This window comes from Actinosynnema sp. CA-299493 (assembly GCF_050946825.1).
GTDB lineage: Bacteria > Actinomycetota > Actinomycetes > Mycobacteriales > Pseudonocardiaceae > Actinosynnema.
In genome coordinates this window covers 8,115,939-8,130,212 of record NZ_CP191993.1, presented here as the reverse complement: position 1 = coordinate 8,130,212, position 14,274 = coordinate 8,115,939, and the positions used below count along the sequence as shown (strand labels likewise).

At 72.6% G+C, this 14,274-nt stretch carries 11 protein-coding genes; 7 read left to right on the top strand and 4 right to left on the bottom strand.

Annotation, left to right across the window (positions count from 1 at the left end; translation table 11 throughout):
• Positions 1 to 103 precede the first annotated feature (103 nt).
• Positions 104 to 2,212 (bottom strand): glycogen debranching protein GlgX, encoded by a 2,109-nt coding sequence (gene glgX, locus ACQPYE_RS34685; RefSeq protein ID WP_498717315.1) that lies wholly within the window; start codon positions 2,210 to 2,212, stop codon positions 104 to 106.
• Positions 2,213 to 2,388: 176 nt separating this feature from the next.
• Here glgX and ACQPYE_RS34680 point away from each other — a divergent pair, with 176 nt between their 5' ends.
• Genes ACQPYE_RS34680 through ACQPYE_RS34665 form a run of 4 tightly spaced genes read left to right on the top strand, consistent with a single transcriptional unit; the run spans position 2,389 to position 6,076 of the window.
• Positions 2,389 to 3,165 carry an ABC transporter ATP-binding protein gene (locus ACQPYE_RS34680; RefSeq protein ID WP_498723043.1) on the top strand — a complete coding sequence of 259 codons (777 nt, stop codon included), beginning with the start codon at positions 2,389 to 2,391 and terminating at the stop codon, positions 3,163 to 3,165.
• Positions 3,166 to 3,202: 37 nt separating this feature from the next.
• Positions 3,203 to 3,982 carry an enoyl-CoA hydratase/isomerase family protein gene (locus tag ACQPYE_RS34675; RefSeq protein WP_498717314.1) on the top strand — a complete coding sequence of 260 codons (780 nt, stop codon included), beginning with the start codon at positions 3,203 to 3,205 and terminating at the stop codon, positions 3,980 to 3,982.
• The gene (locus tag ACQPYE_RS34670; RefSeq protein ID WP_498717313.1) at positions 3,972 to 4,925 is read left to right on the top strand and encodes a class I SAM-dependent methyltransferase; all 954 of its coding nucleotides are present in this window, start codon (positions 3,972 to 3,974) and stop codon (positions 4,923 to 4,925) included. The genes ACQPYE_RS34675 and ACQPYE_RS34670 overlap by 11 nt, the downstream gene beginning before the upstream one ends.
• The gene (locus tag ACQPYE_RS34665) at positions 4,925 to 6,076 is read left to right on the top strand and encodes a THUMP-like domain-containing protein (RefSeq protein ID WP_498717312.1); all 1,152 of its coding nucleotides are present in this window, start codon (positions 4,925 to 4,927) and stop codon (positions 6,074 to 6,076) included. The genes ACQPYE_RS34670 and ACQPYE_RS34665 overlap by 1 nt, the downstream gene beginning before the upstream one ends.
• Here ACQPYE_RS34665 and ACQPYE_RS34660 read toward each other — a convergent pair.
• The gene (locus ACQPYE_RS34660; protein ID WP_498717311.1) at positions 6,073 to 7,014 is read right to left on the bottom strand and encodes a nucleoside hydrolase; all 942 of its coding nucleotides are present in this window, start codon (positions 7,012 to 7,014) and stop codon (positions 6,073 to 6,075) included. The genes ACQPYE_RS34665 and ACQPYE_RS34660 overlap by 4 nt on opposite strands.
• Before the next feature lie 66 nt (positions 7,015 to 7,080).
• Here ACQPYE_RS34660 and ACQPYE_RS34655 point away from each other — a divergent pair, with 66 nt between their 5' ends.
• Positions 7,081 to 7,827 carry an acyltransferase gene (locus ACQPYE_RS34655; RefSeq protein WP_498717310.1) on the top strand — a complete coding sequence of 249 codons (747 nt, stop codon included), beginning with the start codon at positions 7,081 to 7,083 and terminating at the stop codon, positions 7,825 to 7,827.
• 30 nt (positions 7,828 to 7,857) lie between these two features.
• Here the strand turns inward: ACQPYE_RS34655 and ACQPYE_RS34650 are convergent, their stop codons facing one another.
• Complete coding sequence (locus ACQPYE_RS34650; RefSeq protein ID WP_498717309.1) at positions 7,858 to 8,265, bottom strand: winged helix-turn-helix transcriptional regulator; 408 nt, start codon at positions 8,263 to 8,265, stop codon at positions 7,858 to 7,860.
• 66 nt (positions 8,266 to 8,331) lie between these two features.
• On the opposite strand from ACQPYE_RS34650, the gene ACQPYE_RS34645 reads away from it, so the two are divergent.
• Positions 8,332 to 9,282: an NADP-dependent oxidoreductase gene (locus ACQPYE_RS34645; protein ID WP_498717308.1), complete on the top strand. Its 951-nt coding sequence runs from the start codon at positions 8,332 to 8,334 to the stop codon at positions 9,280 to 9,282.
• A 238-nt stretch (positions 9,283 to 9,520) separates the two neighbouring features.
• On the top strand, positions 9,521 to 12,985 hold the full coding sequence (locus tag ACQPYE_RS34640) for an NACHT domain-containing protein (RefSeq protein ID WP_498717307.1): 3,465 nt from the start codon (positions 9,521 to 9,523) through the stop codon (positions 12,983 to 12,985).
• On the opposite strand, the gene ACQPYE_RS34635 is transcribed toward ACQPYE_RS34640, so the two are convergent.
• Entirely contained in the window at positions 12,982 to 14,232 is a 1,251-nt protein-coding gene (locus tag ACQPYE_RS34635; protein ID WP_498717306.1) for a glycosyltransferase family 4 protein, read from the bottom strand. The genes ACQPYE_RS34640 and ACQPYE_RS34635 overlap by 4 nt on opposite strands.
• Positions 14,233 to 14,274 lie beyond the last annotated feature (42 nt).

Genomic DNA, 14,274 nt, shown 5'->3' with positions numbered 1-14,274 from the left:
GACGGGCCACGCCGGAATCGTGTCACGGATCCGCGCACCGCGCGCACGGCTCTCACCAGGCAGGATTGCGTCGGTGGCGGAGGCAGTCGGTCACCGACACACCTCAGTTCGGCACCCGCAGCAGCACCAGGGAACGGCCCTCCAGCACGACGGTCGCGCCGGCCGCCAGGCTCTCCCCGAGCACGGGCGAGCCGTCCGGGGTGGTGGAGTCGATCATCGGCTGGTAGCGCCCGCCGTACTCGGGCCCCGGCAGGGTGACCTCGACCGGGTCCGCGCCCGCGTGCAGGAGCAGCAGCCACGAGTCGTCCGACACCAGCTCGCCGTCCCGCGAGCGCGACAGGCTGTTCGACCCGTCGATCCACATGCCGAGGAACCGGCGGCCCTCGTCGAACCAGTCGGTCTCGGCCATCTCCTCGCCGTCCGGCCGGAACCACACCAGGTCGGGCGCGCCGGACGACGTGGTCCGGCCGTCGAAGAACTGCGGCTGCCGCAACGCGGGCGACGCGCGCCGCACGGCGATCACCCGCCGGGCGAACGCCAGCATCGCCTCGCCCTCGCCGCCGAGCTCCCAGTCCACCCACGAGGTCTCGTCGTCCAGGCAGTACGCGTTGTTGTTGCCGCCCTGCGTGCGCCACTGCTCGTCACCGGCGGTGAGCATCGGCGTGCCGGTGGACAGCATCAGCGTGGCGAGCAGGTTGCGCGCCTGCCTGGCCCGCAGCGCGAGCACCTCCGCGTCGTCCGTCCCGCCCTCGACGCCGCAGTTCCACGACCGGTTGTCGTTGGTGCCGTCGCGGTTGTCCTCGCCGTTGGCCAGGTTGTGCTTGTCGTTGTACGACACGAGGTCGCGCAGCGTGAACCCGTCGTGCGCGGTGACGAAGTTGATCGACTGCCACGGTCGCCGCAGGTCGTCGGCGTACAGGTCGGACGAGCCCGACAGCCGGTACGCCAGGTCCCGCACGCTCGTCATGCCGCGCCAGAAGTCGCGCACGGTGTCTCGGTACCGGCCGTTCCACTCGGCCCACTGCACGCCGAAGTCGCCGACCCGGTAGCCGTCGCCGGTGGCGTCCCACGGCTCGGCGATCAGCTTGCACCGCGACAGCACCGGGTCCGAGGTGATCGCGGTGAGCATCGCCGACGCCCGGTCGAACCGCCCGCCGCCCGGCCTGCCCAGCGTGGACGCGAGGTCGAACCGGAACCCGTCGACCCCCAGCTCGGTGGCCCAGTACCGCAGCGAGTCCGTCACCAGCCGCACGAACTGCGGCGACCCGGCCTCGGTGGTGTTGCCGCAGCCGGTGATGTCGAGCGTGCCGCCGCCGTCGATGTGCAGGTAGTAGCCGGGCGCGTCGAAGCCGCGGTAGGACAGCGTCGGACCCTCCGGACCGCCCTCGCACGTGTGGTTGAACACCACGTCGATGATCACCTCGATCTCCGCGGCGTGCAGCGCGGCGACCATCGTGCGGAACTCCTCGACCTCCCGGCCCGGCTCGCTGGCGTAGGCGGGGTGCGGCGCGAAGTAGCTCAGCGGGGAGTACCCCCAGTAGTTGTGCCTGCCCTCGCGGATCAACGACGGCTCGTCGACGAACGCGTGCACGGGCAGCAGCTCCACCGACGTCACGCCGAGCCGCGTCAGGTGCTCCAGCACGGCCGGGTGCGCGAGCCCCAGGTAGGTGCCGCGCTGGTGCTCGGGCACGGCCGGGTGCCGCTTGGTGAACCCGCGCACGTGCAGCTCGTAGAACACCGCCTCCTCGAACGGCACCTCGGGCTTCGTGCCCGTGTCCGGCCCGCCGGGCGAGGTGACCACGGACAGCGGCACGCTGCCCAGCGAGTCGACCGGCGACGGCCCGCCCAGCATCGGGTCGTCCACGTAGCCCAGCGCCGCGTCGAGGTCGGACAAGGTCCCCGTGATCCGCGTCGCATAGGGGTCGACCAACAGCTTCGCCGGGTTGCACCGCAGGCCGCGTGCCGGGTCGTACGGTCCGTGCACGCGGTAGCCGTAGCGCTGGCCGGGGGTGACGCCGGAGATCAACCCGTGCCAGACGCCGAACGTGCGCTCGGTCAGCTCGACCCGCTCTTCGGTGCCGTCTTCGCTGATCAGGCACACTTCCACGGCGTGCGCGGGCGGAGCCGAGACCGCGAAGCGCACACCTCCGGCCTCGGGATGCGCCCCGAGGGGGAACGGTCGGCCCGCGAGCAGGATCGAGTCGGCAGCCATGCCACCGATCTTTCCAGCACACACGCCCCGTGTGGGCATGAGAGCGCTGAGGTTCACCGACCGCGTCCATACCTCCCCCCACCGGACCCCGCGCGGGAGGTGGTGCAGAACAATGGCGGTGGCGGTGCATCGACGGGGCGAGGGCAGGCGTGGAAAACGAAGATCTGGTCATCCACATGCAGGGTGTTTCGGTTCGACGTGGCAAGACCACGCTGGTCGGGGACGTCGACTGGAGCGTGGAGCTGGACGAGCGCTGGGTCGTGCTCGGTCCGAACGGGGCGGGCAAGACGACGCTGCTGAGGCTGGCCGGCGCGGAGCTGCACCCGACCAAGGGCAAGGTGCACCTGCTCGGCGAGCGGATCGGCCGGACCGACGTGGCCGAGCTGCGACCGCGCATCGGGCTGTCCTCGTCGGCGCTGAACGGGCGGATCCCGCCCGACGAGAAGGTGGTCGACCTGGTGGTCAGCGCCGGGTACGCGGTGCTGGGCCGGTGGCGGGAGGAGTACGACAAGCTCGACACGGGCCGCGCCCGGGAGCTGCTGGCCACGATGGGCATCGAGCACCTGGCCGACCGCACCTACGGCACCCTGTCCGAGGGCGAGCGCAAGCGCACGCTGATCTCGCGCGCGTTGATGACCGACCCGGAGATGCTGCTGCTGGACGAGCCGGCGGCGGGCCTGGACCTGGGTGGCCGCGAGGACCTGGTCGCCCGGCTGTCCGAGCTGGCGATGGACCCGGACGCGCCGGCGACCGTGCTGGTCACGCACCACGTGGAGGAGATCCCGCCCGGCTTCACGCACGCGCTGCTGCTGCGTGACGGCGGCATCGTGGCGCAGGGCCTGCTGGCCGACGTGCTGACCGAGGAGAACCTGTCCAAGACGTTCGACCAGCCGTTGGAGCTCCAGCGGTCGGGTGACAGGTACTTCGCCCGCCGGAAAACTACCGAGGGGTAACCTGCGAGGCGCACCGACGGAGGTCGAGGAGGACCGCGTGGCTGAGTTCGTGAGGCTCGAAGTCGAGGACGGGATCGGCACCATCCGGCTGGACCGCCCGCCGATGAACGCGCTCAACCGGCAGCTCCAGGAGGAGATCCGGTCCGCCGCGCTGGAGGCGACCGACCGGGCCGACGTCTACTCGGTGATCGTGTACGGCGGTCCGAAGGTGTTCGCGGCCGGTGCGGACATCAAGGAGATGGCCGGGCTGTCCTACGCCGAGATGGCCGCCCGCGCGGGCGCGTTCACGTCGGCGTTGCGCTCGGTGGAGGAGATCCCCAAGCCGACCGTCGCGGCCATCACCGGGTACGCCCTGGGCGGCGGGTTCGAGCTGGCGCTGTGCGCGGACCGGCGGATCGCGGGCGACAACGCCAAGGTCGGCCAGCCGGAGATCCTGCTCGGCGTCATCCCCGGCATGGGCGGCACGCAGCGCCTGCCGCGGCTGATCGGCCCGTCGCGCGCCAAGGACCTGATCTACACCGGCCGGTTCGTGGGCGCCGAGGAGGCGTTGCGGATCGGCATGGTGGACGAGGTCGTGGCGCCGGACGACGTGTACGCGGCGGCGCGGCGGTGGGCGGGGCAGTTCGTGAACGGCCCGGTGCGCGCGTACGCCGCCGCGAAGGCCGCGATCGACGGCGGCCTGGACACCGACCTCGGCAGCGGGCTGAAGCTGGAGAGCCAGCTGTTCGCGGCGATGTTCGCCACCGAGGACCAGAAGACCGGCATGGCGTCGTTCATCGAGAACGGCCCGGGGAAGGCGAAGTTCAGTGGCCGTTGATCCCAAGCCCAACCCGCACGCCACCGCCGAGGAGATCGAGGCGGCGTACCGGGACCCCAAGCTCGCCAACGTGCTCTACCACGACTGGGAAGCGGGCACGTACGACGAGAAGTGGTCGATCTCGTACGACGAGCGCTGCATCACCTACGCCAAGGACCGGTTCCGCGCGGTCGCGCGGGACACCGGGCCGTACGAGCACGCCTTGGAGCTGGGCTGCGGCACCGGGTTCTTCCTGCTCAACCTGATGCAGGGCGGTGTGGTCAAGCGCGGCTCGGTGACCGACCTGTCGCCGGGCATGGTCGAGGTGGCCCTGCGCAACGCGGAGCAGCTGGAGCTGCCGGTCGACGGCCGGGTGGCCGACGCCGAGCGCATCCCGTACGACGACGACACGTTCGACCTGGTGGTGGGGCACGCCGTGCTGCACCACATCCCGGACGTGCCCGCCGCGATGCGCGAGGTGCTGCGCGTGCTCAAGCCGGGCGGCAAGTTCGTGTTCGCGGGCGACCCGACGAACGTCGGCAACCTCTACGCCCGCAAGCTCGGCCAGCTGACGTGGTGGCTGACCACGAACGTGACCAAGCTCGCGCCGCTGGACGGCTGGCGCCGGCCGCAGGAGGAGCTGGACGAGTCCTCCCGGGCCGCGGCGCTGGAAGCGGTGGTCGACCTGCACACGTTCGACCCGTCGGACCTGGAGCGGACCGCTCGCGGCGCGGGCGCGGTCGGCGTGCACGCGGTGACCGAGGAGCTGTCGGCGGCGTTGTTCGGCTGGCCGGTGCGCACGTTCGAGGCCGCCGTGCCGCGCGGGAAGCTGGGCCTCGGGTGGGCGATGTTCGCCTACCGGACCTGGCAGCGGCTGTCCTGGGTGGACGAGAACGTGCTGGCCAGGGTGCTGCCGCGCGAGGTGTTCTACAACGTCTCCGTGACGGGTCGCAAGCCGGTCTAGTGGCCTACGCCTTCAGCCTCGACGACGTGGCGCACCTGCGTTCGGACGCCGGTCGCGCCGCGTTGTCGGCACTGGCCGACCTGCCGCTGACGCCCGCGTCGCGGCTGGCCGACGTGAGCCGGGCCAAGCAGGTCTCGCCGACGCACTTCGCGGCGGTGCTGGAGACGTTGCTGCTGCGCCGCAAGGCCGTCGCGAAGGTCGGTTTCACCGACGGGTTGTTCACCTCCGACGCGTTGCAGCAGGCCACCGCCCACCCGGTCGCGGTGCACCGGGCGCGCCGGTTCCGCGGCCCCGCGCACGACGTCACGTGCTCGATCGGGGCGGACCTGGCGGCGTTGCCCGAGGGCTCGATCGGGTCGGACCTCGACCCGGTGCGGCTGGCCATGGCGCGGCACAACCTGGGTGACCGGGTGCCGCTGGTGCGGGCGGACGCGGTGCGGCCCGTGTCGCGCGGCACGGCGGTGCTCGCCGACCCGGCCCGGCGTGACGCGAGCGGGCGGCGCACGTGGCGGCCCTCGGACTTCGCGCCGCCGTTGGACGGGCTGGCGGACGCCTACGCGGGACGCGACCTGGCGGTGAAGTGCGCGCCGGGGGTGGACTTCGCGGTCGCGCCGTGGGCGGACGAGGTCGAGCTGGTGTCGTTGGACGGGCAGGTGCGCGAGGCGTGCCTGTGGACGCGGGGCCTGGCCACGCCCGGCGTGTCGCGGCGGGCGACCGTGCTGCGGTCGGACGGCCCGGGGTGGACGATCACCTCCGCCGACCCCGACGACTGCCCGGTGCGGGAGCCCGCCGAGTGGCTGGTCGACCCGGACGGCGCGGTGGTGCGGGCCGGGCTGGTGCGGCACTACGCGGCCCGGCACGGCCTGGCCCAGCTGGACGAGCGGATCGCCTACCTGACCGGACCCACGCCGCCGCCGGGCGTGCGGGCGTTCCGGGTGGTCGAGCACGGTCACTACAGCGAGAAGGCGCTGCGGTCCGTGCTGCGGGCGCACGACGTGGGCCGGCTGGAGATCCTGGTGCGCGGGCTGGACGTGGACCCGAACGCGCTGCGGCCGAGGCTGAAGCTGTCCGGGTCGGGCGAGGCGACCGTGGCGCTGACCCGCGTCGGCCGCCGTCCCGTCTACCTGCTCGCGCACGCCGAGCGCACCTAGCCCGCCAGATCCGCCAGCCTCTCGAACAGGAACGCGCGCAGGCCGTCGAGGTCGGCGTCCACCGCGATGTCGAGGGTCTTGGGCGCCTCGACCTCCAGGCGCTGGTCGACCACGAGCGCGCCCCGGTTCGGGCCGTACGAGCAGTCGACGTCCACCGGGAACGGCGAGCCGCTCAGGATGCCCGGCCGGACCGCCTCGGCCACCGCCACCGCGTCGTGCACGGCCATGCCGTCCCAGCCGAGGAACCTGCGGTAGGTGGCCAGGTAGTCGGGCGTGAGGCCGACGAGGGTGGCGGCGACCTGGGACGTCTTCGCCAGCGCGTCCAGCCACTCGGCGCCGACGGCGCACCGGCGGGTCAGGTCCATCGGCACCAGCGTGGTGGGCACGTCCTCCTCGACCAGCACGCGGCGGGCGGCCTCGGGGTCGCTCCAGACGTTGAACTCGGCCGTGGCGGTGACGTTGCCGCCGTGCACGCCACCGCCCATGACGACGAGCCTGCCGATCTTCGGCTTGAGGCCGGGGTGGGCGGCGAGCAGCAGCGCGATGTTGGTGAGCGGGCCGATGGGGACGATCGTGACGGGCCGGTCGGCCTGGTCGAGCAGGTCGCGCAGGAGCGTCACGGCGTCGCGCGCGTCGGGGCCTCGGGTGGGCGGCGGGAGCGTGTCGGCGTAGCCGGAGAGGCCGTCCGAGCCGTGCGCGCTGGACAGGTGCGGGTGGGGGTGGACCAGTGGCCGGGACGCGCCCACCCCGACCGGCACGTCGTCGCGGCCCAGGAGCGTCAGCAGCCGCAGGGCGTTGCGCGTGGTGTTCTCCAGCGAGACGTTGCCGAAGACCGTGGTCACCCCGATCAGCTCCACCTCGGGGCTGGCGGCGGCGAGGGCGAGGGCGAACGCGTCGTCCACGCCGGGGTCGGTGTCGATGATGAGCGGAGTCGTCACGTGCACACTGTGGCACCACCCGCCGGCTGCGGAGCAGCGCCCACCGGCCCGGTTAGAGTGCCGGTCGTGACGAGCATGTGGGGTGCGCCGGTGTGGACGAGGTGGCGCCGGTCGCGCCGTGACCCGGCGCAGGCCAGGTTCCTCACGCTGTCCTCGCTGCGCTGGGTCCTGCGGCACCGCGCGTACACGCCCTGGTACCTGGTGCGGTACTGGCGGCTGCTGAAGTTCCGGGTCGCGAACCCGCACGTGGTGCTGCGCGGCATGGTGTTCCTGGGCAAGAAGGTCGAGCTGCACTGCCGCCCCGGTTACGGCCGGTTGGAGATCGGCCGCTGGGTGCACATCGGCGACGGCAACGCCATCCGCTGCCACGAGGGGTCGCTGCGGATCGGCGACAAGGCCGTGTTCGGCAAGGACAACACGGTGAACTGCTACCTGGACGTGGAGATCGGCGCGGCCACGCTGATCGCCGACTGGGTCTACATCTGCGACTTCGACCACGTCACGGCCGACATCACGCTGCCGATCAAGGACCAGGGCATCGTGAAGTCGCCGGTGCGCATCGGGCCGGACTGCTGGCTCGGCACGAAGGTCACCGTCACCCGGGGCACGCGGATCGGGCGCGGCTGCGTGATCGGCGCGCACGCGGTGGTGCGCGGCGACGTGCCGGACTTCAAGATCGCCGTGGGCCTCCCGGCGAGGGTCGTCAAGGACCGCCGCGAGGACTACGACGCCGACGCCGTGCGCCGCGCCGCCGTCGCCGACATGGCCCGCAAGGCGCAGGAAGCCCTGGAGCGATCCCGCAACGGCTCCTAGCCGGTCGCGCCACCGCCGTCCTGGCCGTCCCTAGACGGGCTGGAGCTCCTCGCCCGCCTTGCGGTCGTACTCCTCCTGCGCGGCGCGGATGTCGTCGATGTGGGTCTCCGACCACACCCTGATCGCGTCCATCAGGCCGCCCACGTTGTCGCCCAGCGGGGTGAGGCGGTACTCGACGCGCGGCGGCACGCTCGGGTAGACGGCGCGGTGCACCAGCCCCGCCCGTTCCAGGTCCCGCAGGGTCTGGGTGAGCATCTTCTGGGTGATGCCGTCGAGCCGCCGCCGGAGCTCGCCGAAGCGCAGGGTGCCGGGCCGCAGGGCGCCGATGACGAGGCACACCCACTTGTTCGTCAGCAGGTCGAGCACCGCGCGTGACGCGCAGTCCCGGAGGTAGGCGTCCACGCCGCCGTGAGTGCGCAGGTCAGGAGTGGTATACACGAGGTACCTAATTACCATTCAGGTGCCTACTTCACAAGAGGTACCACCAAAGATGATCCTTTGACCATGACGAACGAGATGCGAGCGGTGGTGGTCGAGGCCTTCGGTGGCCCCGAGGTGATGGAGGTGCGCAACGTCGCGCGGCCGACGCCGGCGCGGGACGAGGTCCTGGTCGAGGTGCGGGCGGCGGGCCTGAACGCGTTCGACTGGAAGGTGCGGCGGCACGGCTTCTGGTTCACCGCGCCGTGGGTGCCGGGCTGGGACGTCTCGGGCGTGGTGGTGTCCGTGCCGGCGGGGGAGAACCGGCTCCGGGTCGGCGACGAGGTGTTCGGCATGCCACACCTGCCGCGCCCGGCCGGCGCGTACGCCGAGTACGTCGCCGCGCCCTCGCGCCACTTCGCCCGCAAGCCCGCCAACGTCGACCACGTGCACGCGGCGGCCCTGCCGCTGTCGGCGCTGACCGCGTGGCAGGCCCTCACCGAGGCCGCCGCCGTCAAGCCGGGTGACCGGGTGCTGATCCACGCCGCCGCGGGTGGTGTCGGGCACGTCGCCGTGCAGCTCGCGAAGTCGCTCGGGGCGTGGGTGATCGGCACCGCGAGCGCGGGCAAGCACGACCTGCTGCGCGAGCTGGGCGCCGACGAGCTGGTGGACTACACGGCGCGCGACTTCGGCGAGCTGCGGGACGTCGACGTGGTGATCGACCTGGTCGGCGGCGAGGACTACGAGCGGCGGTCGATGGGCGTGCTCCGGCCCGACGGGCTCTACGTCGGCCTGGTGGACCCGAGTCGGCTGCCCGACCTGCGCGTCGCGGCGGACGCGCTGGGCGTGCGCGCGGCGGTCGTGTCGGCGGTGCCGGACCACGCCGCGCTGGAGCACCTGGCCGGCCTGGTGGAACGCGGTGGGCTGAGGGTGGTCGTCGCCGAGACGTTCCCGCTGGAGGACGTCGTCAAGGCGCACGAGGTCGGCGAGGCCAACCGGACCACCGGCAAGCTCGTGCTCACCGTCGCGGACCGTTGACGACCAGGTCGACCGCGGCGACGGGCAGTCGTCGCCGGACGACATCGCCCGCGCCGCGCCGGTGGACCCGGGGTGCCTGACCGGCGCCGCCACCCCGGTGGACGGCCGCGTCGTCGCGGGCCGCCGGATGCCCCTGCCGGAACCGCCTTCGTGACCCGGGCCGCAGAACTGCGGCTCAGCGGAGTCGATCTCCTGCGAGGATCGGCCGACATCCGCTGTCCTGCCCCGTGGAGCGCCCGTGTCACGACCCGGCTTGTTCACGTACACGGGAGCTCTTCGCGTGCTGGGCAAGTACGAACGGCCGTGGTTCGAGAAGTTCGACCGGGCGTTGGGCGGCGCGATCCTGGCCGGCGGCGCGTTCGGCGGCGCGGGCGTCCTCGGCCTGATCGACCCGAAGAACGAGGCCATGTCGTCATTGCGGAAGGTGCTCGACGGGGTCTCGGCCAGGATGACCGGCTTGTCGGGCGTGCACCGGCAGGAACTCGTGTCCGCCGCGCACACCGTGATCGCGGTGAACTCGGTGTTCGACGCTTACCGCGACCTGCTCGGTCCCGCGTTCGACCGGCTCGACATCACCGATCGCGAGAAGTTCCGGGTGCTCGGCGTCGAGCCCGCCGGGAAGGACGAGGCAGGCGCCTTGCCCGCGTTGACGCACCTGGCCGTCCCCTCGCCCGATGCCACGCGCGGCTTCCAGCAGAACCTCGAAGGCCCGCTCACGCAGTTCTTCTCGTCGACCGCGGCGTCGTTGGCGAACTTCCTCGCCGGGCTGGCGGCGTGGCCCGCCTTGTCGGCCGGGTTGGTCGAGAGCCGGCTGCGGGTGGTCGCCGCGGAGAGCCGCGAGAAGTACGTGCACCACTACCTGGGGCTGGCGTCGGCGATCCCGGAGTTCGAGGTGTGGACGTTCATCGGCGAGCACTCGGCGACGCGTGCCGCCGTCGAGGCGGGCAACGCGAGGCTGGCGGGAGCGCTGGCCGCCCAGACGGAATCGCTGGAGCGCTTCGCCCGGCTGCTGTCGTTGTCCACGCCGCCGCGGCTCCAGCCGGACCGTTCGTACCGGGCGAAGCTGGAGAGGGCGGCGCTGGCCACCCTGTCCAAGCCCTTGCTCCGGACCGACCCGGACACCCACCCCGCGAACGCCCGGTTCCCGTCCGTCGAACGGGGTTTCGTCGCGCCCCGGTTCCGCGTCGCGGTGCACCACGAGCAGGCCGTGCCGTCGTCCGAGGAGTGGTGGGCGTCGAACACGGCGGTCGAGGAGGACATCGACGCGTTCCTCGCGGCGCACCTGTCGGGCCCGACGAGCACCGACCGGCCGCTGCTGGTCCTGGGTCACCCGGGTGCGGGCAAGTCGCTGCTGGTGGAAGTCCTGGCGGCCCGGCTGCCCGCCTCGGGGTACACCGTGATCACCGTCCAGCTGCGCAAGGTCGACGCCGATGACGCGGTCCGGGCGCAGGTCGAGACCGCGTTGACCGATGTGCTCGCCGAGAGGGTCGACTGGGGCAGGCTCGCCGACGAGTGCGGCGACAGCATCCGCGTCGTGCTGCTGGACGGGTTCGACGAACTCGTCCAGGCGAGCGGCGTGACGCGGTCCAACTACGTCAAGCAGGTGCGCGATTTCCAGGAGCGCGAAGCCGACCTGGGGCGGCCGGTGGCGGTCGTCATCACGTCGAGGACGCTGGTCGTGGATCGGGCGCGCATCCCCGACGGCGTGCCGATCGTGAAGCTGGAGGAGTTCGACGACACCCGGATCGGCAAGTGGCTGGGCTCGTGGAACCGGGCGAACGCCGCGACCCCCGGCTTCCGCCCGCTCGCCCCGGACGACCTGCTCCGCCACGGCGACCTGGCCAGGCAGCCGTTGGTCCTGCTGATGCTCGCCATCTACGCGGCGGACGCGGACAACCCGCGACTGGACGACGAGAGCCTCTCCCCGTCCGAGCTGTACGAGCGCCTGATCGACTCGTTCGTGCTGCGGCAGGCCCGGGACAAGGGGCGCGTGCGGCCGTCCGAGGCACAGATCGCCAAGCGGGTGAAGCAGAGCAAGTGGCAGCTGGGCATCGCGGCGCTCGCCATGGTCAACCGGGGCCGCCAGTACGTGGAGGACGCGGAGCTGGAACGCGACCTCACGCCGTTCACCCCGGTGCCGGAAGCGGTGCCGCGCAGCAGCTTCGACGACCCGCTCACCCTCGCCGACCACACCGTCGGCGACTTCTTCTTCATCCACTCGGCGCAGCTGAACGAGCGCGACGGCAGGCCCGGCCGACGGACCTACGAGTTCCTGCACGCCACGTTCGGCGAGTACCTGGTCGCCGAGGTGACCCTGACCCTGCTCCGCGCGATCGTTGCGGACGAGGAGCGGCGCGAGTCACGCCCGTTCGAGGACTTCGGCCTCTTGGACGACGCCCTGCTCTACGCGCTCATCTCGCACCAGGCGTTCACGAAGAGGTGGCCGATCCTGGGCTTCGCGGCCGGCCTGTTCCGCGCCCTCGACCCGGATGTCCGCACCGGCGTCGCGCACGTGCTGGAACAGCTGATCCGTTCGGTGCACCAGCGGGTGAAGCACGACCGACACCCGACCTACGACCCGTCCGGGGCGACGCTGGTGTCACGGGTGGCGGCCTACTCGGCGAACCTGGTCAGCCTCCGGGTCGCCCTGAGCGACGCGGGTGTGCCGCTGGGAGACCTGGCGCCGGGGCTGGGCGACTGGCAGTCCGCGGTCCACCTGTGGCACTCCGGGCTCGACGCGGAAGGCTGGCAGAGCGTGCGCCGGACGCTCACCCTGCGCTGGGTGGGCCAGGACGCGCTCGTCGTCGCCGAGGGGTCCGCCGACAACGCCCACGTGCGCGAGGCCCGGCTCCTGGGCGATCCCGTGCTCGAAGGCATGGCCCGCACCGGGGAGTTCTTCGTCGAGGCCGACATCACCTCGGACACCCGCGAACAGGAGCTGCTGGAAAGCCTCTCCCGGTGGATCGCCATGAACACCGGGATGGCCGGCACGCGCAGCGTCCTCGCCTACGACCTCGCGGCGTTCGGCGCGATCATCACCGAGCTCGAGGACGGGGTGGCGCTGAACTTCGGCGCGCGTCGCGCCCTGCTCTACGCGTTGTCCCGCGAGGCGTGGCGGCTTCCCCGGGACCTGGTGGGCCGGGTGGTCGCGCACCTCATGCGGTACGCGCCGGACGCGACCATGGCGTCCGAGATGTGCTCCGTCGTCTGTGCGCACCCGCGGTTGCTGGACGAGCTCGGCCACCTGGCGGACCGGCTGAGCGACTGGATCACCGGCAACCGGCACAACGCCCCGGCCAACCTGACCCTGCTGTGGCGGGCCCGGTCGGGCGCCGACGGCGGCCGGGAGAGGCTCGACGCGCTGCTGGAGGCCGTGGCCGCGGTCGCCCGCCGGCTCGACGGCGGCGGGTGGGGCCGCCAGATCTACTTCCCGGTCGACTTCTTCGACTACCTGACCAGCGCGGCGGCGGTGGACTGGGTGTTCGACCAGACGCTCCTGGTGACGTTGCGGGAAGCCTCCGAGTCCGTGCTGGGCAGGGTCGATCCGCGGCACTTCCGGGAAGTGGTCCGGAGGTTCCTGGCGGGGCCCGCACCGGAGAACAGCACCCTGGGCTTCGTCAAGGACTACCTCTCCGCGCACGAGGTCGAGGGGAGTGTCGACGACCTGCCCTCGGCCCTCGCCGCGCTGGAGCGCATGGCCTAGAGGAACACGTTGCCGGTCGGGATCTTGGGGCGGCCCAGCGGCGGGTGGTCGCGGACGGTCGTGGAGCGGTAGACCGCCGCGGTGTCCTCGGCGATCCTCGACCAGTCGAAGTCCGTGGCGAGGCGGGACTTCGCGGCGCGGGCCCGGCGGGCGGCGGCCGGGCGGTCGTCCAGCACGGTCCGGACCGCGCCGGCCAGGGCCTCGACGTCACCGGGTGCGAACGACAGGCCCGTCACGCCGTCCAGGACGACCTCGCCCAGGCCGCCGGCGGTGGACGCGACCAACGGCGTGCCGGCCGCCGCCGCTTCCAGCGCCACGATGCCGAACGGCTCGTACCTGCTCGGCAGCACGACCGCGTCCGCCGCGGCCAGCGCCGCCGCGAGCGCCCGGTCCGGCAGGTGGCCGACGAAGTCCACCGCCCGCCGCACCTTGTGCTTGCGCGCCTGGTCCACGAGCCACTCCCGGTGGGTTCCCGTGCCGGCCACGACCAGCCGCGTGCCGGGGTGGGCGCGGCGGATCCGGGGCAGGGCCGCGATCAGGTCCTGCACGCCCTTCTCCCACTCCAACCGCCCGAAGAACAGCAGCAGCGGCGCGCCCGACGGGCTGTGCGCGTCCCGCGCGGCGGTCACGTCGGACGCGCGGACCCGCCACCGGCGCGGCTCGATGCCGTTGTGCAGCACCGTGACGGACGACGGCTCGACGTCGAACAGGTGCGCCACCTCCGTCCGCATCGCCGACGAGCACGTGATCAGCGCGTCCGCCCGGTTCGCCAGCCACCACTCGACCGAGTGCACCTGCTGGTTCAACGTCTGCGACAGCCACCCGCTGTGCCGCCCGGCCTCGGTCGCGTGCACGGTCGCCACCAACGGCGCGCCGCACTCCTGCGCCAACGCGATCGCGGGGTGCGCGACCAGCCAGTCGTGCGCGTGTACGACGTCCGGCCGCCAGCCGCGCAGCAGCGCCAGCCCGGCCCGGGTCATCGCGTGGCCCATGGCCAGCGTCCACGCCACCAGGTCCCGCTCGAACACCAGGTGCGTCGGGTCCTCGGCCACCCGGATCAGCCGCACGCCGTCGACCGGGGTGTCCGACGTGGGGTGCGTGACCGCGTCCGTCCCCGAGGGCTGCCGGCACAGCACGACCACGTCGTGCCCCCGCGCCGCCAGGTGCCCGGCCAGCGCGTGCACGTGCCGGCCCAAACCGCCGACGACGACCGGCGGGTACTCCCAGGACAACATCAGCACGCGCATGGGCCATCCTCGCATCTCGGAGCCGCTACCCTGGGAACCTCG

What these genes read in the sequence shown, in the direction of transcription:
- ACQPYE_RS34680 (WP_498723043.1), top strand. Translation starts at nt 2,389, where the DNA reads ATGCAGGGTGTTTCGGTTCGACGTGGCAAGACCACGCTGGTCGGGGAC.
- glgX (WP_498717315.1), bottom strand. Translation starts at nt 2,212, where the DNA reads ATGGCTGCCGACTCGATCCTGCTCGCGGGCCGACCGTTCCCCCTCGGG.
- ACQPYE_RS34645 (WP_498717308.1), top strand. Translation starts at nt 8,332, where the DNA reads ATGACGAACGAGATGCGAGCGGTGGTGGTCGAGGCCTTCGGTGGCCCC.
- ACQPYE_RS34635 (WP_498717306.1), bottom strand. Translation starts at nt 14,232, where the DNA reads ATGCGCGTGCTGATGTTGTCCTGGGAGTACCCGCCGGTCGTCGTCGGC.